Origin of the sequence: Tenacibaculum sp. A30, assembly GCF_051200845.1 — a bacterium.
GTDB lineage: Bacteria > Bacteroidota > Bacteroidia > Flavobacteriales > Flavobacteriaceae > Polaribacter.
Genome location: NZ_CP195160.1, coordinates 1153673 through 1175949, shown reverse-complemented (window position 1 = coordinate 1175949; position 22277 = coordinate 1153673). Strand labels below are relative to the sequence as shown.

At 33.3% G+C, this 22277-nt stretch carries 15 protein-coding genes; 10 read left to right on the top strand and 5 right to left on the bottom strand.

Annotated features, from left to right (window positions below; all coding sequences use genetic code 11):
* Window positions 1-30 precede the first annotated feature (30 nt).
* From trpA to ACR9ES_RS05585, 4 genes are all read left to right on the top strand, one after another.
* On the top strand, window positions 31-801 hold the full coding sequence (gene trpA, locus ACR9ES_RS05600) for a tryptophan synthase subunit alpha (protein ID WP_435255405.1): 771 nt from the start codon (window positions 31-33) through the stop codon (window positions 799-801).
* Window positions 802-867: 66 nt separating this feature from the next.
* Window positions 868-4026 carry a S41 family peptidase gene (locus tag ACR9ES_RS05595; protein ID WP_435255404.1) on the top strand — a complete coding sequence of 1053 codons (3159 nt, stop codon included), beginning with the start codon at window positions 868-870 and terminating at the stop codon, window positions 4024-4026.
* Window positions 4027-4095: 69 nt separating this feature from the next.
* A complete protein-coding gene (recQ, locus tag ACR9ES_RS05590; protein WP_435255403.1) occupies window positions 4096-6201 on the top strand; it encodes a DNA helicase RecQ in 2106 nt (701 codons plus the stop codon).
* Between the two features lie 6 nt (window positions 6202-6207).
* Window positions 6208-6924 carry a hypothetical protein gene (locus ACR9ES_RS05585; RefSeq protein WP_435255402.1) on the top strand — a complete coding sequence of 239 codons (717 nt, stop codon included), beginning with the start codon at window positions 6208-6210 and terminating at the stop codon, window positions 6922-6924.
* A gap of 53 nt (window positions 6925-6977) precedes the next feature.
* Here ACR9ES_RS05585 and ACR9ES_RS05580 read toward each other — a convergent pair whose 3' ends face one another.
* Both ACR9ES_RS05580 and ACR9ES_RS05575 read right to left on the bottom strand, forming a co-directional pair.
* A complete protein-coding gene (locus ACR9ES_RS05580; RefSeq protein WP_435255401.1) occupies window positions 6978-10418 on the bottom strand; it encodes a methylmalonyl-CoA mutase family protein in 3441 nt (1146 codons plus the stop codon).
* A gap of 70 nt (window positions 10419-10488) precedes the next feature.
* On the bottom strand, window positions 10489-10812 hold the full coding sequence (locus ACR9ES_RS05575; RefSeq protein ID WP_435255400.1) for a hypothetical protein: 324 nt from the start codon (window positions 10810-10812) through the stop codon (window positions 10489-10491).
* A gap of 298 nt (window positions 10813-11110) precedes the next feature.
* On the opposite strand from ACR9ES_RS05575, the gene ACR9ES_RS05570 reads away from it, so the two are divergent.
* The 4 genes from ACR9ES_RS05570 (at window position 11111) to ACR9ES_RS05555 (ending at window position 14651) form a co-directional block, all read left to right on the top strand.
* Window positions 11111-13105 carry a urocanate hydratase gene (locus ACR9ES_RS05570; protein WP_435255399.1) on the top strand — a complete coding sequence of 665 codons (1995 nt, stop codon included), beginning with the start codon at window positions 11111-11113 and terminating at the stop codon, window positions 13103-13105.
* Between the two features lie 11 nt (window positions 13106-13116).
* Window positions 13117-13644: a DUF4136 domain-containing protein gene (locus ACR9ES_RS05565; protein WP_435255398.1), complete on the top strand. Its 528-nt coding sequence runs from the start codon at window positions 13117-13119 to the stop codon at window positions 13642-13644.
* A gap of 81 nt (window positions 13645-13725) precedes the next feature.
* Complete coding sequence (locus ACR9ES_RS05560) at window positions 13726-13890, top strand: DUF5522 domain-containing protein (protein WP_435255397.1); 165 nt, start codon at window positions 13726-13728, stop codon at window positions 13888-13890.
* A gap of 53 nt (window positions 13891-13943) precedes the next feature.
* Window positions 13944-14651, top strand: coding sequence for a DUF4197 domain-containing protein (locus ACR9ES_RS05555; RefSeq protein ID WP_435255396.1), 708 nt, complete (start codon window positions 13944-13946; stop codon window positions 14649-14651).
* Between the two features lie 332 nt (window positions 14652-14983).
* Here the strand turns inward: ACR9ES_RS05555 and ACR9ES_RS05550 are convergent, their stop codons facing one another.
* Both ACR9ES_RS05550 and ACR9ES_RS05545 read right to left on the bottom strand, forming a co-directional pair.
* Window positions 14984-15742 carry an ABC transporter substrate-binding protein gene (locus tag ACR9ES_RS05550; RefSeq protein ID WP_435255395.1) on the bottom strand — a complete coding sequence of 253 codons (759 nt, stop codon included), beginning with the start codon at window positions 15740-15742 and terminating at the stop codon, window positions 14984-14986.
* Between the two features lie 26 nt (window positions 15743-15768).
* Window positions 15769-16551: a LytR/AlgR family response regulator transcription factor gene (locus tag ACR9ES_RS05545; RefSeq protein ID WP_435255394.1), complete on the bottom strand. Its 783-nt coding sequence runs from the start codon at window positions 16549-16551 to the stop codon at window positions 15769-15771.
* 396 nt (window positions 16552-16947) lie between these two features.
* Between ACR9ES_RS05545 and ACR9ES_RS05540 the strand changes: the two genes are divergently transcribed.
* Both ACR9ES_RS05540 and ACR9ES_RS05535 read left to right on the top strand, forming a co-directional pair.
* Window positions 16948-20022, top strand: coding sequence for a SusC/RagA family TonB-linked outer membrane protein (locus ACR9ES_RS05540; RefSeq protein ID WP_435255393.1), 3075 nt, complete (start codon window positions 16948-16950; stop codon window positions 20020-20022).
* Window positions 20023-20034: 12 nt separating this feature from the next.
* Window positions 20035-21231, top strand: a complete 1197-nt coding sequence (locus ACR9ES_RS05535) for a RagB/SusD family nutrient uptake outer membrane protein (RefSeq protein WP_435255392.1) — start codon at window positions 20035-20037, stop codon at window positions 21229-21231.
* A 233-nt stretch (window positions 21232-21464) separates the two neighbouring features.
* Here ACR9ES_RS05535 and pyrF read toward each other — a convergent pair whose 3' ends face one another.
* Complete coding sequence (gene pyrF, locus ACR9ES_RS05530; RefSeq protein WP_435255391.1) at window positions 21465-22277, bottom strand: orotidine-5'-phosphate decarboxylase; 813 nt, start codon at window positions 22275-22277, stop codon at window positions 21465-21467.

Below are 22277 nucleotides of genomic sequence, written 5' to 3'. Positions count from 1 at the left end.
AAATCACTCGAACTGACAAAACCATAGAAAATGAACTCAATTCAACATATATTCAATAAAAAGGAAAACAATTTATTATCAATTTTTTTTACCGCAGGTTTTCCAAAACTAGAAGATACTACAAAAGTTATTGCTAAGTTAAGTAATAGTGGAGTAGATTTTATAGAAGTAGGTTTGCCATATTCTGACCCACTTGCAGATGGACCAACCATTCAGCATAGTAGCGATATAGCGCTGAAAAATGGTATGAATCTCGATGTAGTTTTTGAACAGTTATCTTCTATTAAAAGTACAAACAACACTCCTTTGGTGTTAATGGGATATGTAAATCAAATTATAAAATATGGTGAAGATCAGTTTTGTCAAAAAGTAAAAGATTGCGGAATTGATACGGTAATTATTCCAGATTTACCAATGGTAGAATATGAAAATCATTATCAACAATTGTTTGAAAAATACGGAATTACAAATGTATTTTTAATCACGCCACATACTTCCGAAGAGCGTATTCGTAAAATTGACAGCTTAACCAAAGCATTTATTTATGTGGTTGCTTCAGCGTCTATTACAGGTGCGAAAGGAGAAGTTTCCGAAGAACAAATAGCCTATTTTAAAAGAATCCAAGCAATGAATTTACAAAGTAAATTGATTGTTGGTTTTGGTATTTCAGATAATAAAACTTTTACAACAGCTTGTAATTATATGAATGGAGCTATAATTGGATCCGCATTCATTAAAGAGCTAGATAAAAAAGAAATTAATGGAATTGTAAATTTTATATCAACTATTAAAACTTGTTAAGAAATTGCTAATTTTTATGTAGTTATAGTTCTAAACAAGTAATTTGGTCTTTTTAAAACGAACAACATGACAAAAAAAGTATTTTTAGGACTTGCACTTTTAGCAGGGAATTTCTTGTCAGCTCAAACTACATTAATACGTAAACCAGCGATTAGCCCAGATGCTTCTCAAATGGCGTTTAGTTATTATGGTGATATTTGGCTGTACAATTTTGCTAATCAACAAACAAAGAGGTTAACAATTCATAAAGGATATGAAAGTGATCCTGTATGGAATGAAAAAGGAACCGAAATTGCATTTTCTTCTAATAGAAAAGGAAATGATAATGTATTTATAACCTCTGTAAATGGAGGAGTTCCAAAGCAATTAACGTTTTATCCAACAGCAAATATTCCGACAGATTGGACTGAGGATGGAGATGTTGTTTTTACTACAGGGCGTGTGTTAAGAGGACCAGAGTGGGATAAACAAATGTATGTGGTAAATGAAAAAGGAGAAACGCCTCGTCGTTTGTTAACAGCCTATGGAGAAATGGCGACAGTATCTCCTAACGGGAAATTAATCGCTTTTACTAAAGGAGCATGTCGTATTTCTCGTGAAGATTATACGGGGTCAGCTCAACGTGATATTTGGATTTACAACACGGAGACAAACCAATACAATCAAATAACTACAAGTAATAAAAATGATCATTCACCAGCTTGGGATGCTTCAGGTAATTTATATTATATAGGAGCTGAAAGTGGGCGTTATAATATTTACAAACAGTCAGTTTCTGCAAACGGAACAGCAAACGGAACAGCAACTCAATTAACAAAACAAACTAAAGATGGTGTTCGTACTTTTTCGGTAAGTAATAACGGAACTATTGTATACTTAAGTGGAGTTGATGCCTACAAATTAGAGAACGGAAAAGCTGAAAAAATTGATTTAAAAATTGTTTCAGATAATCGTTTTGCAGAAGAAGAAACAAAAACAGTTTCTAATGAAATAAGTAATTATGCTATTTCTCCTGATGGAAAAAGTATTGCTTTAGAGATTAATGGAGAAATTTTCGTAAAAGAAAACAACAAAGAAAAAAAGTATTCAAACAATGTAAGTAAGCATCCGTATAGAGATATCAATCCACAGTGGTTAGATAACAAAACGGTAGTGTTTTCTTCTGATAGAGACGGACATTTTGAGTTGTTTAGCGCTGTGTCAATAGATACTTTAGTCGGATTACACCGCAGTTTAAAAACTAAAGTAGCAAAACTAACGAACAGTAAAGAAGATGTTGAATATTCATTAGTTTCTCCTGATGGAAAGAAGATTGCTTATCAAGTAGGAAGAGGTGTTTTAATGATTGGAGATATTAAAAAAGGAAAAATTACGAATGCAAAAGAGTATTCTAATTCTTGGGCAGAAACTGAAGGTGTTTCATGGAGTCCAGATAGTAAATACATAGCGTATTCTCAAGAAGATTTGAATTTTGATAGTGAAATTTATATTCAGTCGATAGCAAATCCAGCAATAAAAATGAATGTATCAATGCATCCAAGAAGTGATCGTAATCCTATTTGGAGTGCAGATGGTAAAAAATTAGCGTTCTTATCAAACAGAAGCGGAATCAACTATGATGTATGGATGGTTTGGTTGGAAAAATCTGACTGGGAAAAAACAAAATTAGATCGTGAAGAAGGAGCGTATTATCCTGAGAAAAAAGAAGAAGAGTCAAAAGATAAAAAGGATAAAAAGGCCAAGAAAAAAGTAGAAGTAAAAATAGATGAAGATAAAATTTATGATCGTTTAGTTCAAGTTACTTCTTTACAAGATAATGAGTATAGTCCTGTGTTTAGTGCAGACAGTGAGTTTATTTATTTCTCAGCTACTGATCCTGCAACACAAAAGAGAAGTACATATAAGGTAAAATGGGATGGAAGCAAGCCTCAACTAGTAAAAGGAGTAATTAATGCAGGTAATTTCTCAGATAATAAAGGGAAAGTTTACTTTACTTCAAGAGGAAAATTAGCTCAGTTAGATACTAAATCAGATAAAATCACAAACCTTCCTCATAGCGCAACTTATACAGTAGATATTGAAAAGTTAAATCAACAAGTTTTTGAAGAAGGAATACGTGCTTTAACAGCTGGTTTTTACGATCCTGAATTCCATGGATACAATTGGAATGCTTTAGTGAAAAAGTACAAGCCTTGGGTATTATCAGCAACTACCCATGAAGATTACACCTATATGTTTAACTTACTTTTAGGGCAGTTAAACGCAAGTCACATGGGGTATAGAGGAAGTGCTCCAAGAAATGAAAGTGATAAAGTAGGAGTATTAGGACTAGAGGTAGAAAACACTAAAAAAGGAGTAAAAATTTTATACGTATTACCAAATTCAGTAGCCGATAAATCTAATAGTAAATTAAAAGTAGGTGATGTTATTACTGCTGTTAATGGTCAGGAGATTGGAAAGAATACTAATTTTTACAGCTTATTAAAAAACACGCAATCAAAAGAGATATTGTTAAGCTTAGCTGGAGGAAAAGAAGTTGTATTGCGTCCAGAAAGATCTCTTAGAAATTTACAATATGAAGAATGGGTAAATTCAAGAAAGAAGTTAGTAGATGAATACTCTAACGGTCAATTAGGATACATCCATATTCAAGGAATGAACATGCCAAGTTTTGAGCGTTTTGAACGTGAATTAAAAGCTAGTGGTTATGGTAAAAAAGGAATCGTAATCGATGTGCGTTACAATGGTGGTGGATGGACTACTGATAGATTGATGGCGGTGTTAAATGTAGATCAACATGCGTACACAGTTCCAAGAGGTGCGGTAAATAGTTTGAAAAATCACAAGAAATTTGCAGATCACTACCCGTTTAACGAACGTGCTATTTTATCGGTAAATACTAAGCCAGTGGTAGCATTATGTAACGAAAACAGTTATTCAAATGCTGAAATTTTCTCACACGCATTCAAAAGCTTAGGATTAGGGAAATTAGTTGGTCAACCAACTTTTGGAGCTGTTGTATCTACAGGAAGTAAGCGATTAGCTAACGGAAGCGTTCGTATGCCTTTTAGAGCATGGTTTGTAAAGAAAACAGGAGGAAACATGGAAAATGAAGCACCGGCAGTACCAGATTACTTAGTGAAAAATGCTCCAGGATGGAAAGATAGAGGAGAAGATGCTCAGTTAAAAAAAGCAGTTGAGGTGTTGTTACAAGATATTAAGTAATAAGAACTAAAAAATAAAATCAAGCGCAGAGTTTAAACTCTGCGCTTTTTTTATTCCTATTTTTGTCAAATGATGCAGATTACAGAACAAGAATTGTTAGAAAAATTAAAAGTAAATTTTGGATACGATAGTTTTCGTTTAGAGCAACAGGCTATTATTGAAAATATTTTAGCAAAAAAAGATACCTTGGTTATTATGCCAACAGGTGGAGGAAAATCTATTTGTTATCAATTACCAGCATTATTTTTTGAAGGAGTAACATTGGTAATTTCACCATTAATTGCTTTGATGAAAGATCAAGTAGATAGCTTAAAAGCAAACGGAATTCCTGCAACTTTTTTCAATAGTAGTCAATCAACAGAAGAGCAACAACAAGTATTTGAAGCAATAGCGTCAAAAAGTATAAAACTACTATACGTTGCTCCCGAAAGTTTATCATTACTTCAAAATGTGTTAAATCAAACGTATATAAGCTGTATTGCTGTTGATGAAGCACACTGTATTTCTGCTTGGGGACACGATTTTCGTCCTTCCTACAAACAATTAGCATTTTTAAAAAAGTCATTACCTGAAGTTCCGATTGTAGCATTAACAGCAACTGCTGACAAAGCAACTCAACAAGATATTTTAGAGCAATTAGCAATCCCCAATGCTACACAATTTATAAGTTCTTTCAATAGAGAAAATATTGCTTTAGAAGTTCGTCCTGCAAACGATAGAGTGCAGCAAATCATTAAATTTATTAATGAAAGACCTAATGAAGCAGGGATAATTTATTGTTTGAGTAGAAAAGCCACAGAGCAATTAGCTAGTAAACTACAACAAAATAATATTGATGCTAAAGCGTATCATGCAGGATTATCGTTTGAAGAAAGAGCTAAAACTCAAGAGGATTTTATAAAAGACGATTGCGAGGTAATTTGTGCCACCATTGCTTTTGGAATGGGAATTGACAAGTCGAATGTTCGTTGGGTAATTCACTATAATATGCCTAAAAATATTGAGGGATATTATCAAGAAATAGGGCGTTCTGGTCGTGATGGGTTGCCTGCAAAAGCCTTACTGTTTCATAGTTATGCCGATGTTATTCAGTTACGTCAGTTTATTGAAAATACAGGAAATAAAGAAGTACAAGAGGCAAAATTAGAACGAATGAAGCAATTTGCTGAAGCCACCGTTTGCCGAAGAAAAATACTGCTTAGTTATTTTGGAGAATTAATTGAAGAAAACTGCGGAAATTGCGATGTGTGTAAGAACCCGCCACAGTTTTTTGATGGAACTGTTATTGCTCAAAAAGGACTCTCAGCTATTTATCGATTACAAGGAAAAGAAGCAATGGGAACGGTGATTGATGTGTTAAGAGGAGCTAAAAATGCAGCAGTCTTAGATAAAAATTATGATAAGTTGAAAACTTATGGGGTAGGTAATGATGTTTCTTGGAGAGATTGGCAACATTATTTAATTCAGTTAACGAATCAAGGGTATTGTCAAATCGCCTTTCATTTGAATAATAGTTTACAACTTACTGATTTTTCAAATAAAGTGCTTTTTGATGGGGAAAAAGTACAGTTAACCACTCCTGTGGAGTTTCAACAGGAGGTAAAAGAATCAGTAAAAGAGAAAAGAAAGAAAGCTGTTAAAGATACCTTGTTTGAACGTTTACGAAAACTGCGTTATCGAATTGCTCAAGAAGAAGATATAGCTGCCTACTTGGTGTTTAATGATGCTACACTTAAAGAAATAGAAAATGAAAGACCACAATCTGATGAGGAGTTTTTGGCAATAAGCGGAGTAGGACAACGAAAATTAGAAGTGTATGGAGCAGAGTTTATCGAAGAGATTAAAACTTTTTTAAACGAAAAAAAGAAAACTAAAAAGGATACTACTTTAGAAACCTTTAAGTTGTATAAAGAAGGATTAACCGTTGATGAAATCGCTGAAAATCGTGGATTAAAACCTACCACCATTTTTTCTCATTTATCTAAGCTGTATTTAGAAGGGAAAGATGTGAGTTTAGATGAATTCATCGAAGCTGATGTTTTAGCGCTAGTGGCTAATGCTAAAAAAGTATTGAAAAATGAGACAGCTTTAAAACCCTATTTTGAGTTTTTAGGAGAAAAAGTTCCGTATGAAAAAATACGAGTAGGGTTGACCATTTTACAAAGGAAAAGATAGTGTATTATGAATGAGAACCTTTTTCCTATTGATGCTGATTCAGACGCTATTTTAAACTTACAAGAGAAGATTGAAGTATTAAAAGGTAAGATTGAAGCAATTGAAATCAAGTTATTTCCTTTTGAGCAATCGTTACGAAATGCAATTGCTGATTTGTTGATAGAAGAACGAGAGCTAACCATTTTATATAAAGAGCAAAAGAAAGCCAAAAAAGAGAAAAGGTTGGCACAAAAGCGGAAAGGGAAAAATTACAAAAAACCTACTGGTATTGTACCTATTTCAAAAAAAGAAGTAGCAGAAAAAACAAATCAAAAAGAGAAGAAAAGATTATATAAAGAAGCAATGTTGTATGTGCATCCTGATAAATTTTCGATGCAAGAAAATGAGCAACAAAAAGCATTAGAAACAACAACAAAATTGATTGAAATATATCAAAACGGAAGCTTTGAAGAGTTAGAGGCTTTTCATGCACACATTTTTGGAGGTAATACCACAATGAATTTTAGTAAAGACATTTCGTTAGTTAAGAAAACAACTAGCAATGCTACGTATTTAAAAAAGGAGATTGAGCGTTTAGAAAAACAACTAACCGATTTGTTATATAGTTATACCTATAAAGTTTTAACAACCTATAAAAACCCGCTGTCATTTGTTGATGAACTGAAAGCTTATTATGATGATAGGATTTTTAAACTCCGTAAACGAACTAGAACAAAAAAATAAAGCTCTTAGAAATTTCTAAGAGCTTTATTTTGCTTATCTGCAAACATTGTTTGCTACATGTTTCGTCTGTATTGACCGCCTACTTCAAATAAGGCTGCAGTAATTTGTCCTAACGAACAAACTTTGGTAGCATCCATTAACTTTTCAAAAATATTTTCATTTTGAATGGCTGCTTCCTGTACAGATTTAATCAATTCGCTGGCTTCCTGCTTATGAGCCTCATTGAGGTTCTCTTTCGTTTTGATTTGGAATTGTTTTTCTTCCTCCGTAGCTCGAATTACTTCTTGCGGAGTTACCGTTGGAGAACCTTTAGAACTTAAGAAAGTATTTACACCAATAATAGGGAATTCACCTGTGTGTTTTAGGGTCTCGTAGTATAAACTCTCTTCTTGAATTTTAGAACGTTGATACATGGTTTCCATAGCTCCTAATACACCACCACGTTCGGTAATTCTGTCGAATTCAGCTAATACAGCTTCCTCTACTAAATCGGTCAATTCTTCGATGATAAATGAACCTTGAATTGGGTTTTCGTTTTTAGCTAATCCTAATTCTTTATTGATGATTAACTGAATTGCCATCGCACGACGTACTGATTCTTCTGTAGGCGTCGTAATGGCCTCATCATATGCATTTGTATGTAACGAGTTACAGTTGTCGTAAATCGCATATAATGCCTGTAGTGTTGTACGAATATCATTAAAATCAATTTCCTGAGCGTGTAATGAACGTCCAGAAGTTTGAATATGATACTTTAACATTTGTGCTCTTGGGTTCGCTCCGTATTTGTGTTTTAAAGCTTTTGCCCAAATTTTACGAGCTACACGACCAATCACCGCATATTCAGGATCGATACCGTTAGAGAAGAAGAATGATAAGTTTGGTCCAAACTTATTAATATCCATTCCTCTTGATAAGTAGTATTCTACGTAAGTAAATCCGTTTGCTAAGGTTAAGGCTAATTGTGTAATTGGATTCGCACCAGCTTCTGCAATATGATATCCAGAGATTGAAACTGAATAGAAATTACGAACATTTTTCTCAATAAAATATTCCTGTACATCTCCCATTAAACGTAAAGCAAATTCCGTAGAGAAAATACACGTATTTTGTGCTTGATCTTCTTTTAAGATATCTGCCTGAACTGTACCACGTACTTGTGCTAAGGTATTCGCTTTAATTTCGGTATACACATCTGCAGGTAAGATTTGATCACCTGTAACTCCTAACAGTAATAATCCTAATCCGTCATTACCTTCAGGTAGCTCTCCATTGTATTTAGGACGTTCTATCCCTTTATCGTCATATAATTCTTTAAGCTTTGCTTCAACTTTTTTCTCTAACTTATGTTCTTTGATGTATTTCTCACAGTTCTGGTCGATAGCAGCATTCATAAAGAATCCTAATAACATCGGAGCAGGACCATTAATAGTCATAGAAACAGAAGTCATAGCATGACTTAAATCGAAACCAGAGTATAATTTTTTAGCATCGTCTAAACAACAAATAGATACTCCTGCATTTCCAATTTTACCGTAAATATCAGGTCTGTGTCCTGGATCGTTTCCATATAACGTAACTGAGTCAAATGCTGTAGATAAACGTTTTGCTGGCATTCCTAAACTCACATAGTGAAAACGACGGTTGGTACGTTCAGGACCACCTTCCCCAGCAAACATACGTGTTGGATCTTCCCCAGTACGTTTAAATGGATATAATCCTGAAGCATAAGGAAATTCTCCAGGGACATTCTCTTGCAAATTCCAACGTAATAAATCACCCCAAGCTTGGTATTTTGGTAACGCTACTTTCGGAATTTGTGTGTGCGAAAGTGACTCAGTATGTGTTTCTATTTTAATTTCCTTATCACGTACTTTAAACGAGTAAATAGGATCTTTATATTTTTTTACTTTGTCTTGCCAGTTTAAAATAATTTCCCAGTTATGTGGGTCAAGATTTAGTTTTACTTTATCGAATTGAGCAAATAATAACTTTACAAATGGTTGTTCTTCCTCCTGAACTTGTTTCTGAATTTCATCTTGGTCAATTCCGTTTTTAGTAAGGAAAGGTTCCGTCACTTCGTTCGGAATGACAGATAAGATGGTTTGATAGATTCCGTATAATTTCTGAGCTACTTTTTCTTGCTCATCAACTTTTTTGTCGTAAGCGCGATTGTTTTCTGAAATTTCAGATAAATAGCGTGTTCTACTTGGTGGAATTACAAATATCTTTTCAGACATTTCTTTCGTAATTTCAAAAGTAGATTGTAAATCGGCTCCAGTTTTTTCAACCAATTTATCCATGATCGCTTTGTACAACGAGTTCATTCCCGGATCGTTAAATTGAGATGCAATCGTACCAAAAACAGGCATGTCATCCATGTGAACATCCCATAAATTGTTGTTACGCATGTATTGCTTTTTTACATCGCGTAAAGCATCTAAAGCTCCTCTTTTATCAAACTTGTTGATGGCTACTAAATCAGCAAAATCAAGCATGTCGATTTTTTCTAACTGTGTCGCGGCACCAAATTCAGGAGTCATTACATACAAAGAAGTATCAGAATGTTCGATAATCTCTGTGTCTGATTGCCCGATACCTGAAGTTTCTAAAATAATTAAATCAAATTCGGCAGCTTTTAATACTTCTACCGCTTCGTTTACATATTTAGATAAAGCTAAGTTTGACTGACGTGTAGCTAACGAACGCATGTATACTCGTTCATTGTTAATAGCATTCATACGAATACGGTCACCTAACAAAGCACCACCTGTTTTTCTTTTAGAAGGATCAACAGAAATTAATCCGATAGTTTTGTTTGGAAAATCAATTAAGAAGCGACGAACTAATTCGTCAACTAAACTCGATTTACCAGCACCACCCGTACCCGTGATACCTAATACTGGAGTTTTGGAGTTTTTATTTTTTTTATGAATGGTTTCTAAAGCTTCTTTAGCAACTTCGGGGAAGTTCTCCGCAGCAGAAATTACACGAGCAATACTGCCAACTTCTTTATCGGCTAGTTTGTCTACTTCTCCATTTAACGCATCTCCAATGGCAAAGTCTGATTGTTGAACTAAATCATTAATCATTCCTTGTAATCCCAATTCACGACCATCATCAGGAGAGTAAATACGAGTAATTCCATAGTCCATCAATTCTTTGATTTCCTCTGGTAGAATTACTCCGCCACCACCTCCGAATATTTTAATATGTCCAGCTCCTTTTTCTTGCAATAAATCGTACATGTACTTAAAGTACTCGTTGTGTCCACCTTGGTACGAAGTCATAGCAATTGCATTTGCGTCTTCTTGAATAGCACAGTTTACTACTTCTTCAACGCTTCTATCATGCCCTAAGTGAATTACTTCAACCCCTGTAGATTGAATAATTCGACGCATAATATTAATAGCGGCATCGTGCCCATCAAATAGAGAAGCTGCGGTTACAATTCGTACTTTGTGTTTAGGTTTATAGGGAGTTATTTGTTCCATTCGTAAATTGTCTTAATTTTCGGGTACGCAATTTACGGAATTATTAAAAAATAGCAGGATGTTTTGAAAACTATAAATAATTAAGAAAAGCCCATCTTTTTCGAGTAGATATATAATCTAAATTATGTTCGTTTTGATAAGCTTCCCGCTCAAAACTTAGGTTTTTATATGCTAAAGATGTTTTTCGATACATCAATAATCGAATAAACCACTCTAGAAAATAAAGAACATAAAAAAATACAATTAAGAGTTCTCGCTGTTGTTTTAAGTGAATTTTCTCATGATTTATCAAAACAGGATTCCCTTTTAAATCTTCTCGTTTTAAAAAGATAAAAGGATATAATGTCATTCCAGCAAAACCTTTCGGAATAATATGTTTTGATATAAAAATCATAAATCTGTTTATGCAATAACTAGTCAAAGGTACAATTTATTGTTAGGATACAAGAGTAAATAAAATGAGGACTGAAAATTTATACCTTTTAAAATCTAATTTTTTAAGGGTATAAACTTATATTTGTGCAAACTTCAAAGAAGATGGATATTTTAACATTAAAATATAAGAAGAGGATTGAAGCTCAGTACCACAGAGCAGATATCCGTTATCCATAGTTTTTTCATTTTTTACGCTTATCAACAACTTATAATTAACAAGTTTTCAGCTTTTTATTGAAAACTCAAAAACGTATAAAATGACTTTTAAAGAACAAATAAAACAAGGGATTCCAGCAATATTACCTCCAATAAAGGAGTATGATACTACCATAAATCACGTGCCAAAACGTAAAGAAATTTTAACTGACGAAGAGAAGAAATTGGCTTTACGTAATGCATTACGTTATTTCGATAAAGAACATCACTCAGTATTATTACCTGAGTTTGCTGAAGAATTAGAAAAGTACGGACGAATTTATATGTATCGTTTCCGTCCAGATTATAAAATGTATGCTCGCCCTATTGATGAATATCCAGGGAAATCAGAGCAAGCAAAAGCTATTATGGTAATGATTCAAAACAATTTGGATTATGCAGTAGCGCAACACCCACATGAATTAATTACCTACGGGGGTAACGGCGCGGTGTTTTCTAACTGGGCGCAGTACTTATTAACCATGAAGTACTTATCAGAAATGACAGATAAACAAACTTTGGTAATGTATTCAGGACACCCAATGGGATTATTCCCATCACATAAAGATGCACCAAGAGTTGTGGTAACTAATGGTATGATGATTCCAAATTATTCAAAGCCAGATGATTGGGAAAAATTCAATGCCTTAGGAGTTACTCAATATGGTCAAATGACAGCGGGAAGTTACATGTATATTGGTCCACAAGGAATTGTACATGGAACTACGATTACTGTGTTAAACGGGTTTAGAAAAATAGGAAAATCGCCAAAAGGTAATTTATTTGTTACTGCTGGTTTAGGAGGAATGAGTGGTGCGCAACCAAAAGCAGGAAACATTGCAGGTTGTATCACAGTTTGTGCTGAGGTGAACCCAAAAATTACGCAGGTTCGTTTAGATCAAGGTTGGATTGATGAAAAAATCACCGATTTAGATGAATTAGTAGCACGTGTTCGTAAAGCAAAAGAAAACAAAGAAGTAGTTTCGTTGGCTTACTTAGGAAATGTGGTGGATGTTTGGGAGAAGTTTGCTGAAGAAGATGTGTATATCGATTTAGGTTCAGATCAAACGTCGTTACACAATCCATGGGCAGGAGGATATTATCCTGTAGATATGTCGTTTGAAGAGTCAAACGAAATGATGGCTAATAATCCTGAGTTATTCAAAGAAAAGGTGCAAGAAACCTTACGTCGTCATGCCAAAGCGATTAATAAGCATACAGAAAAAGGAACTTATTTCTTCGATTATGGAAATGCCTTTTTGTTAGAAGCGAGTAGAGCTGGAGCGGATGTTATGAATCCAAATCCGACTTTAGGAAGAGAGTTTAAGTATCCTAGTTATGTGCAAGATATTATGGGGCCTATGTGTTTTGATTATGGTTTTGGTCCTTTCCGTTGGGTATGTACTTCAGGAAATCCAGAAGATTTAGCCAAAACGGATGCGATTGCTTGTAAGGTATTGGAGAAAATTATGAAAAAATCTCCTGAAGAAATTCAACAGCAAATGGCAGATAACATTCAATGGATTAAAGGAGCGCAAGAAAATAAGTTAGTTGTAGGTTCACAAGCACGTATTTTATATGCAGATGCTGAAGGGCGTATGAAAATAGCGGAAGCTTTCAATAAAGCAATTAAGAAAGGAAAAATAGGTCCAGTAGTTCTAGGCCGTGACCACCACGATGTTTCTGGAACTGATTCACCTTACCGTGAAACTTCAAATATTTACGACGGATCTCGATTTACAGCAGATATGGCAATTCATAATGTAATTGGAGATAGTTTTAGAGGAGCTACTTGGGTTTCTATCCACAATGGAGGTGGAGTAGGCTGGGGAGAAGTAATTAATGGTGGATTTGGCATGCTTCTTGATGGTTCTAAAGATGCATCAAGGCGCTTAAAATCAATGCTTTTCTGGGATGTGAATAACGGAATTGCAAGACGTAGTTGGGCACGAAATGAAGAAGCTGTTTTTGCTATTAAACGAGCAATGGAGGTTGAAAAGAAACTAAAAGTTACGCTTCCAAATATGGTGGATGATGCATTATTAGAGAATATGTAAATCCGAAGAAAATGAAAAAAATAAAATTACTAGTATTACCAATTATCGCATTATTGGTAACTTCATGTAGCTCAGTAAGAGTAACAACTGATTATGATACACAAACGGATTTTAATCAGTACAAAACATTTGCGTTTTATAAAACAGGAATAGACAAAGCTTCAATTTCTGATTTAGATAAAAAACGTATTATGCGTGCTATTGAAGCAGAACTGATGGCAAAAGGAATGACCAAATCTGCGTCACCTGATGTGTTGGTAAGTTTATTTACAAAATCTCGTGAGCGTATCAATGTAAACGATAATTATTATGGAGGATTTTATTATCCTTGGTATTATGGACCAAGTCCAGTAACGGTTTCTCAATACACAGAAGGAACGTTGTTTATTGATTTGTTAGATGCTGATAAAAAAGAGTTAGTATGGCAAGGAATAGGAACGGGAGCTTTAAGTACAAGTAGTGTTGAACGTAAGGAAGCTCGTATTAAAGAGTTTGTAGCAGAGATAATGGCGGAATATCCTCCAAATGCTAAGAAGTAAAATTTTATTTTAAGGTATATATAAATACGTTAAGCAGGAATGTAAAACCTGTTTAACGTATTTTTTTATGATATTTGTAGTATGAGAAAAGAGATATTAAAACCTACTCCTGAAGAATATTATATTAATGAACAAGGGTATAGGGTTTTTAAAGAAGCGTACCATTTACGCCGTGGGTATTGTTGTAAAAGTGGATGTAAACACTGTCCGTATGGATATGATAAAAATACCGACAGCTTCAAATAAATGTGACAATAATTAGTTTATTGTTTCTTATAGATAAAATCAAACAAGTAAACATGAAAAAAATTACAGTATTCTTTATTGCACTAACTTTTATGGGGTGTGCAGAGTTACAAAAAGTAGTAAATCAATTACCACAAGGAGGAGTGTTAACACAAGAGCAGATAGGTAATGGTTTACGCCAAGCTTTAGATAATGGTATTCAACATCAAGTAAGTAAATTAACTGCTACTGATGGTTTTTATAAAAATGATTTAGTTAAAATCTTATTACCAGAAGAACTACAAGCCGTTGATAAAGGGTTACGTAAGATTGGTTTAGGAAGTTTAGCAGATGAAGGTTTAAAGGCAATCAATAGAACTGCAGAAGATGCTGTAAAAACAGCGACTCCAATTTTTGTAAATGCGGTGAAGGAAATTACATTTAATGACGCAAAGAATATATTATTAGGAGCAGATAATGCTGCAACTTCTTATTTAGAAGGAAAAACAACTTCTGCGTTATATGCTGAGTTTAATCCAGTAATTAAAAACTCATTTTCAAAAGTAGGAGCTGATAAAATTTGGTCAAACTTAATAACGAAATACAATAGCATTCCGTTTGTTAAAAAAGTGAATCCAGATTTAACAGATTATGTAACTACGGAAGCTTTAGAAGGTGTTTTTACCATGATTGCTGTTGAAGAAAAAGGAATCCGTGAAAAAGTAGGACTACGTGATACTCCTTTGCTACGTCAGGTATTTGCGTTGCAGGATAATAAATAAAATTAGAAAGCTCTTGAGAAATCAAGAGCTTTTTTGTTGTTGGTAATAATTAAAATAGGAATTTTCCCCATTTTAAATCTCGGTTGGATTTTATATTTCTGTAAGTCAAATATTTACGTATATTTATAATCCGCTTAAATTTTAATATAATGTCAAGAATTAATCAATTACGAAGATATCGAAAGCACTTGGAAGATAGATATATCAGGTTGGTTGAGACGGCTAATGATTATAAATATGTTGATGAGTGCAAAAGCGATCGATCAGCATTTAAAGCAATGAAAATATTGGAAAAACTAAATAGAATTAAATATTTAGATGAAGATATGCCGTCAAATACTGTCGTGTAATTGTTTAAAATAATCAAAAGCCTTTAATAACCTACTACCGTACCAAGAAAAGTACTCGCCATCCACCAAAATAGGTGTGCTGTTGCTTGCGTGCTCTTTTATTTCAGCAGTATGTTTTTCTTTAAAAGGAAAAGGTTCTGAAGAAAGTAAAATGAGTTCGGCTTTTCTTTGTTTTGTGGTTTCGAGAGTAACCTCAGGATAACGTTCTAAATCACTGTAAATATTTTCAAACTTGTTGAGCTCAAGTAGGTGATTTATAAACGTGTTATTTGCGGCAATCATCCAAGGATTTTTCCAAATAAAATAAGCTACTTTTCTGCTTTTCCTATCGTGAATAAAATTTTTAAAATCGATTACTTTTGATTCTAATTCATGAGCCATTTTATCAGCTTCTTTTTGTTTGTCAAAAAAGCTTCCATATAAAGAAATAATATCAATAGCGTCAGCAAGTGTAAAGATATCAGAAACGTGAGTGTATGCTATTTGTTGGCAAGCCTCAACTATTTCTTTGGTATTTTCTTCCTTATTACATAAAATAATATCAGGCTGAAGTTCTTTTATTTTTTCAATCTTGATGTTTTTTGTGCCACCAACAATGGTTTTTGTTTTCGTTAAGTGATTAGGGTGGATACAAAACTTTGTAATACCAACGATATGTTCCTCCAGTCCTAAATCAACCAAAAGTTCTGTTTGACTAGGGACTAAAGAAATAATTCGAGTATATTTTTTAGGATTGTTCATTACACAAAAGTAATGATTCGAAGCTACTATTTAACTCCCATTAACTCTTGAAAATCTTTTTTGTAGCTTTTGCTAACTCTAAAGGTTTTGTTATCGTTGATTTTTACGTCGGTTTCACCGTAGTTTGAAGTGATAATTTCGTCAATAAAATTAGAGTTGATTATGGTAGATCTATGAATTCTAACAAAAAGACTTGAGTTTAATCTTTTGATAATACTGGATAAGGACTCTCTTAAAAGGTATTTTTTATTGTCGGTAGTAAAAATTTCTACATAATACCCAGAAGCAGATATGTATTTGATAGAATTACGTTCTAAAAAGATTATTTTATTACCAGATTTAATATTAATCTTGGTTCCTTTTACAGGTGTTTCAATAGGAGTACTTTCTTTTACAAGTCCTATTATATTGTCGAGGTTATTATTAAAGTTAGATAATTCAACTATTTTTTTATAATTAATTACCTTTTTGATAGAAGAATAAAAGCGATCCTCGTCTAAGGGTTTTAAAAGATAGTCAAAAGCAAAATAATCGAAAGCTTTTACAGCATGTTCGTTTGATGAAGCTGTAAAAATAAATATAGGTTTTTTAGGTAGTGTAATTTTTTCAATAATATCAAATCCAGTCATATTGTTAATCTTAGTGTCAAGATAAACAATATCAGGGGACAAAGTGTTGATTTTTTTTATAGCATCTGAGCCATCAGAACACTCACCAATGATTTCTATAAAACTATACTCACTCACTAATTTTTTAAATCTAGATCGAGCTGTCTTTTCGTTGTCAACGATTAGAATTGATAAATTCATTTATACTTTGTTTTCTTAATAACTATAACAATCAAATCAAGGAGTTCCCTAACTTAAATACCGTTGATTATAGTTAAAATTTTATTAAAGCCAGAGTTGTTTGTTAAAAGTCAAGATGTTAATTGTTAAAAATGCTTGAGGGGTACCTTATTTATTGATTATTTAGGAGAATTTATTCAATAAAACAATGTAGAAAACCTCTTCAGAGGTTGATAAATAAAGAGATTTTGAAAAAATTAACAATAATTAACAAGTGGTGTTTAAGTGGTTTTTACTGCTTACTTCTTAAAAATGTTTTTTCACATCAAATAAAAAGATGTCTACTTCAAATAGGTGCAGACAGAAACTTATAGCCTTTAGTTTTACAAATGTTAATTAATAAAAATTTAATAATTTATGAATCTACATTTAAGAAATGTGATCTGTGCATTATTCTTTTTCAGTTTTATACTGAATGTGAGTGCGCAGGAAAAGAAAATCACCGGTGTAGTATCTGATAGTTCAGGTCCTTTACCAGGTGTAAATGTAATTTTAAAGGGTACAACCATAGGTACTGAGACAGATTTTGATGGTATGTATTCTATAAACGCTAAACAAGGAGATGTTTTAGTGTTTACTTTTGTTGGAATGCAAGCCGCAGAAAAAACTGTTGGGTCAGGTTCTGAACTTAATGTTTTAATGCAAGAAGATTCTAATTTATTAGAAGAAATTGTTATTGTTGGGTATGGAACTAGCTCTAAAAAAGATTTAACAGGATCTGTAGCAACAATTGGAGTGGAACAATTACAAGATAAGCCAGTAGCTAATGTAACTCAGGCTTTACAAGGTAAAACTTCAGGATTACAAATTGTAAGTACTGGTGGTAGAGCAGGTGATGCTACTCAAATTAGTATTAGAGGTAACGGTTCTTTAAGTGCATCAAACAATGCATTATATATTATTGATGGTGTTCCACAAGAAGATATGTCTGGGATTTCTCCTGAAGATATTAAAAGTATAAGTATTTTAAAGGATGCTGCTTCTACTGCTATTTATGGTTCTAGAGCTTCAAATGGTGTTGTTTTAATTCAAACAAATAGAGGAGGATATCAACAAGATATTTCTGTATCTTTTAACACTTCTTATGGTTTCCAAAATATTATAAAAAGACCAAGTTTGTTAGATGCTAAAGGGTACAAGCAAGTATTAGATGCAGCAAGAGTAAACTATGAGCAAGATATTGCTTCTGGAGCTTTAGACGCACCAAAAGATCCTACAGTTTTAACTCCATTACCTAATAGTTCTTACAATACAGACTGGTTAAAGTTAGTGTTAAGAGAAAACGCAACTGTTAAAAGACATCAGTTTAGTATATCTGGAGGAGGAGAAAATACTAGAGCGTATTTATCAGCTTCTTTATACGATCAAGAAGGTATTATAAAAGAAGATACGTACAAAATTGGACGTGTAAAATTAAATTTAGAGCAAAAAATGAATGACTACATAAAGTATGGAGTTAATTCTTATTTCTCATATTCAGAGGCTACTCCTTTTGCAGATGATAATAGTACATATCAGCCTTATTCAAGAGCACTAGGAGCAAGACCAGATGTTTCTCCTTACGATGCAGACGGTAAGATTGCTGTTCATAACTTTGTTAACCCATTGTTTGCTTTCGAAAGACAAGTAACGGATAAATGGCAAAACTTAGGAGGAACATTATTCTTAGATGTAACACCAATAGAAAGTGTTGTATGGCACTCTGCTTTTAGTGGTAATATTAGAAGTAATAGATATAACAGATATGATGCTCCTAACACAAGAAGAGGATTAAATGGAGATGGAGTACCTACAGGATATGGTTTATACAGTACAGAAAACAATAGAGATTACTTAATTGAAAACACTGTAACTTATACTGACAAGTATGCAAATGACAAGTTAAAGTTAACTTTATTAGCAGGTCATTCGTTCCAACAATGGGATTATGAAAGTGCTTTTGTGGCAGGTGAAAATTTCCCGTCAAGTGATTTAAATTGGTTAGTTTCTGCAGGAGAAATTAATCAAGGAGAAAGTTTCTTTAGATCTATGGCGTTAGAGTCGTATTTTACAAGATTACAAATGTCTTGGGATTCTAAGTACCACTTTATGGTGTCTACAAGATATGATGGGTCTTCAAAGTTTACAAAAGAAAACAGATGGGGTAGTTTCCCAGCGGCATCTTTAGGTTGGACAATTTCTAACGAAAAGTTCTTCAATGTACCAGCTATTACAGAATTAAAAGCAAGAGCTTCTTTTGGATATACTGGTAACCAAACAGGTATTTCTTATGCTTCTGGACAAAGTTTAATTGGTTCTGGTGAAAATTATGATCAAGCTCCAGGTTTAGCGGCAACCAATATTTTTAACCCTGAGTTAAAATGGGAAAAAGGAGAAGCTTTAAACTTAGGATTAGATATCACATTATTTGATAGAATTGATGTTAACTTAGATTACTATGAAAAAGAAACTCAAGATCTTTTAAGTAGGGTTAATGTACCGCAAGAAAGTGGATTTAGAACTATGTTAGCTAACGTTGGTAATATTTCAAATAAAGGTTTTGAAGCTAATGTTAATGCTAGAATTATTGAAAAAGAAGATTTTAAATGGAACTTCGGTGCTAACTTTTCATACAATGATAATAAAGTATTAAAGGTAGGAGCTGAATCAGGACAATACACAACAGGATTTGCCTCTATTGTTAAAGAAGGAAGCTCTTTAGGTTCATTCTTTATCTTAGAATCAGCAGGCGTAGCTTCAGAAGCTTACACATACAAGAAAGCTGATGGTACAGACGGTCAAACAGTGGCAGCTGGAGATATGATTTATGTAGATCACAATGGTGATGGACAAATTACTGATGCTGATAAAAAAGTATTTGAAGGAGGTATTGCTCCAATCTACGGAGGTTTTAACACTTCTGTTGAATACAAAGGTTTTGATTTATCAATTAGTGGTCAATACTCTTTAGGTAAAAAAGTATATGCACTTTTCAAGGAAGACGGATTGAACGGAGGAGCAGTTGGAGCACCATCTTATTCTGAAAACATGTTAACGGAAATGTTAGATTATTGGACGCCAACAAATACGAATGCTTCTAACCCAAGACCACATTTATCTTCTGAAATTTCTGCATGGAACACTCAAAGGTCTACAAGATACTTAGAAGATGCTGATTATTTAAGAATTTCAGATATTACTTTAGGATATAATTTTGACTTCTTAAAAGATTCAGATGTTAAATTCATTAAAAGTTTAAGACTTTATGCTCAAGTAAGAAACCCATTTACATTTACTAAATATTCAGGAGCAGATCCAGAAGTAAGTTATGTAGATCAAGCAGCACAAGGTAGCCAAGATAGAACAGACGGAAGTAAAATTGGAGCTGGAGTTGATTTAGGAGGTATTCCAAACGTGAAATCATTCTTGGTAGGATTAAACGTTAAATTTTAATAATAAAATACGATGATTAAAAAAATTTCAAAAATACTTTTCATAGGGTTATTTGCGGCGTTAACAACATCTTGTAGCGATCAGTTAGATATACCTTCTGAAGCATCTCTAGACGCAAATTCAAGCTTAGCAACAGAAGATGTAGATAAATTATTAACAGGGTTATATAAAAAGATGAGACACCCTAATCAGTATGGTTATTTCGCGATAATGAATACTGAAATTATGGGAGATAACTATAAGCCAGTTAAATTTCAATGGTTTCAAGTACAGAACTTTTACGAAAATAAAGTTCCTGCAAGTGATATTTTATTAAGTTATTTTTATGCAGATTATTATGCAGGTATCGATAGAGCTAATACTATATTAAAAGTACCTTCTGCAAATGAAGCTCAAAAAGGAGCAGCACGTTATAACAGAGCTTTAAGTTACTTAAGACTTTATGATATGTTTGAAAGAGTTCCTTTAGTAGATGAAAGTTATGATAGAACACCTATTGCACCTTCTTCAAAAGAGGATGTGTTAAACTTTATTGTTGAAGATTTAAAATACGCAAAAGAAAACTGTGTAAGTTTTAATGGACTTAGTTTGTTAGAAAGTCAAAAAACTCCTACAAAAGAAGCAGCATCAGCTCTTTTAGCAAGAGTTTACAGAGTGCAAGGTAATATTGCAGCTGCAGGAGCAGAAGCAGAAGAGTTAATTACATCAGGTAAGTTCTCTTTAGCAGCAAACCCTTTAGAGAGAGATCCAGAAGTAATCTTTATGTTTAAAGGTAATAAAGCAGAAGAAGTTGGTTCTTGGGGTTGGATTATGAGTCCTATGGCAAAAGATTGGAACTGTTTTGCAGCAGCTGATGATTTAACAGCATTAGTAAAAGGAGATGATACTCGTGAAATCTTATTTGACTTTGCTGGTAAAGATGATAATGGAGGTTATATCTATTCAAAAAAATATAAAAGAGCAGATGACTCAGATTTATTAGTATCAAGAATTGCTGAAATGTATTTAATTTCTGCAGAAGCAGGTAATACTGCAAGATTAACAGAATTACAAACAGCAAGAAAGTCTTCGTTAACATTAGCTGAAGAAAGACGTTTAGAAATGTCTTTTGAGTGGACAAGATGGCAAGATTTAAAATTAGATGGAAAGGCTTCTTATGTATTGCCTTACCCTACTAGAGCGGTTGATTCTAACCCATTACTTCAATAATAAGTAAAATAGATCTTCCCTTAAACAGAAAAGAAGGCTGAGAATTAATTCTCAGCCTTCTTTGTTTTTAAAATATAGCTTTCTTAAATCAAAAAACAGGTCATTCAAATCAAAGTTGTAAGAACAAAGTATTAAGCTTAATACTTTTGCGACACTTTACATCAAACTTTGTTTTCATTGATGTAATTATTTGAATTAGTTATAAAGTCAAGGAGTCATTAACCTTGACTTTTTTATTTTAGAATATTTTCCATTTGCTGTTGTAGTTCTGTTGCTTTTGTAGCAGCAGCTTCAGCAAAATCATTTCCGTTAGAAGCATAAATAATTCCACGAGAAGAATTAATTAGTAGACCTACAGTATCGGTCATTCCGTATTTACAAACTTCTTCTAAGCTTCCGCCTTGGGCACCCACCCCAGGAACTAATAAAAAGCTCTCAGGAATAATTTTTCTTATATCCGCTAAATATTCAGCTTTAGTAGCACCAACTACATACATCAAGTTTTGTGAGTTTTTCCAAGATTTTGATACTTCAAGAACTTCTTTATAAAGTTCTTTATTATTGACGTTTAGCGTCTGAAAATCAAAAGCACCTTGGTTAGAAGTTAAAGCAAGCATAATAGTATGTTTATCTTCAAAAGCTAAAAAAGGTTCAACAGAATCTTTTCCCATGTATGGAGCAACCGTTACCGAGTCAAAAGCTAAATCTTCAAAAAAAGCTTTTGCGTACATAGTACTAGTATTACCAATATCACCACGTTTAGCATCAGCAATGGTAAAAATTTCAGGATGTTTTTCGTTTAAGTATTTAATGGTTTTTTCAAGTGATTTCCAGCCTTTAATTCCGTAAGCTTCATAAAAAGCAGTATTCGGTTTGTAAGCTACACAAAGATGGTGAGTAGCATCAATAATAGCTTTGTTAAAGGCAAAAATAGGATCTTCTTCTTGAAGTAAATGAGCTGGAATTTTGTCTAAATCAACATCCAGTCCAATACATAAAAACGATTTCTTTTTTTTAATTTCAGATACAAGTTGTTGTGTTGTCAT

What these genes read in the sequence shown, in the direction of transcription:
- ACR9ES_RS05545 (WP_435255394.1), bottom strand. Translation starts at nt 16,551, where the DNA reads ATGAATTTATCAATTCTAATCGTTGACAACGAAAAGACAGCTCGATCT.
- ACR9ES_RS05575 (WP_435255400.1), bottom strand. Translation starts at nt 10,812, where the DNA reads ATGATTTTTATATCAAAACATATTATTCCGAAAGGTTTTGCTGGAATG.
- recQ (WP_435255403.1), top strand. Translation starts at nt 4,096, where the DNA reads ATGATGCAGATTACAGAACAAGAATTGTTAGAAAAATTAAAAGTAAAT.
- ACR9ES_RS05555 (WP_435255396.1), top strand. Translation starts at nt 13,944, where the DNA reads ATGAAAAAAATTACAGTATTCTTTATTGCACTAACTTTTATGGGGTGT.
- ACR9ES_RS05565 (WP_435255398.1), top strand. Translation starts at nt 13,117, where the DNA reads ATGAAAAAAATAAAATTACTAGTATTACCAATTATCGCATTATTGGTA.
- ACR9ES_RS05540 (WP_435255393.1), top strand. Translation starts at nt 16,948, where the DNA reads ATGAATCTACATTTAAGAAATGTGATCTGTGCATTATTCTTTTTCAGT.
- ACR9ES_RS05535 (WP_435255392.1), top strand. Translation starts at nt 20,035, where the DNA reads ATGATTAAAAAAATTTCAAAAATACTTTTCATAGGGTTATTTGCGGCG.
- ACR9ES_RS05585 (WP_435255402.1), top strand. Translation starts at nt 6,208, where the DNA reads ATGAATGAGAACCTTTTTCCTATTGATGCTGATTCAGACGCTATTTTA.
- ACR9ES_RS05595 (WP_435255404.1), top strand. Translation starts at nt 868, where the DNA reads ATGACAAAAAAAGTATTTTTAGGACTTGCACTTTTAGCAGGGAATTTC.
- ACR9ES_RS05570 (WP_435255399.1), top strand. Translation starts at nt 11,111, where the DNA reads ATGACTTTTAAAGAACAAATAAAACAAGGGATTCCAGCAATATTACCT.
- ACR9ES_RS05550 (WP_435255395.1), bottom strand. Translation starts at nt 15,742, where the DNA reads ATGAACAATCCTAAAAAATATACTCGAATTATTTCTTTAGTCCCTAGT.
- ACR9ES_RS05580 (WP_435255401.1), bottom strand. Translation starts at nt 10,418, where the DNA reads ATGGAACAAATAACTCCCTATAAACCTAAACACAAAGTACGAATTGTA.
- pyrF (WP_435255391.1), bottom strand. Translation starts at nt 22,277, where the DNA reads ATGACAACACAACAACTTGTATCTGAAATTAAAAAAAAGAAATCGTTT.
- trpA (WP_435255405.1), top strand. Translation starts at nt 31, where the DNA reads ATGAACTCAATTCAACATATATTCAATAAAAAGGAAAACAATTTATTA.
- ACR9ES_RS05560 (WP_435255397.1), top strand. Translation starts at nt 13,726, where the DNA reads ATGAGAAAAGAGATATTAAAACCTACTCCTGAAGAATATTATATTAAT.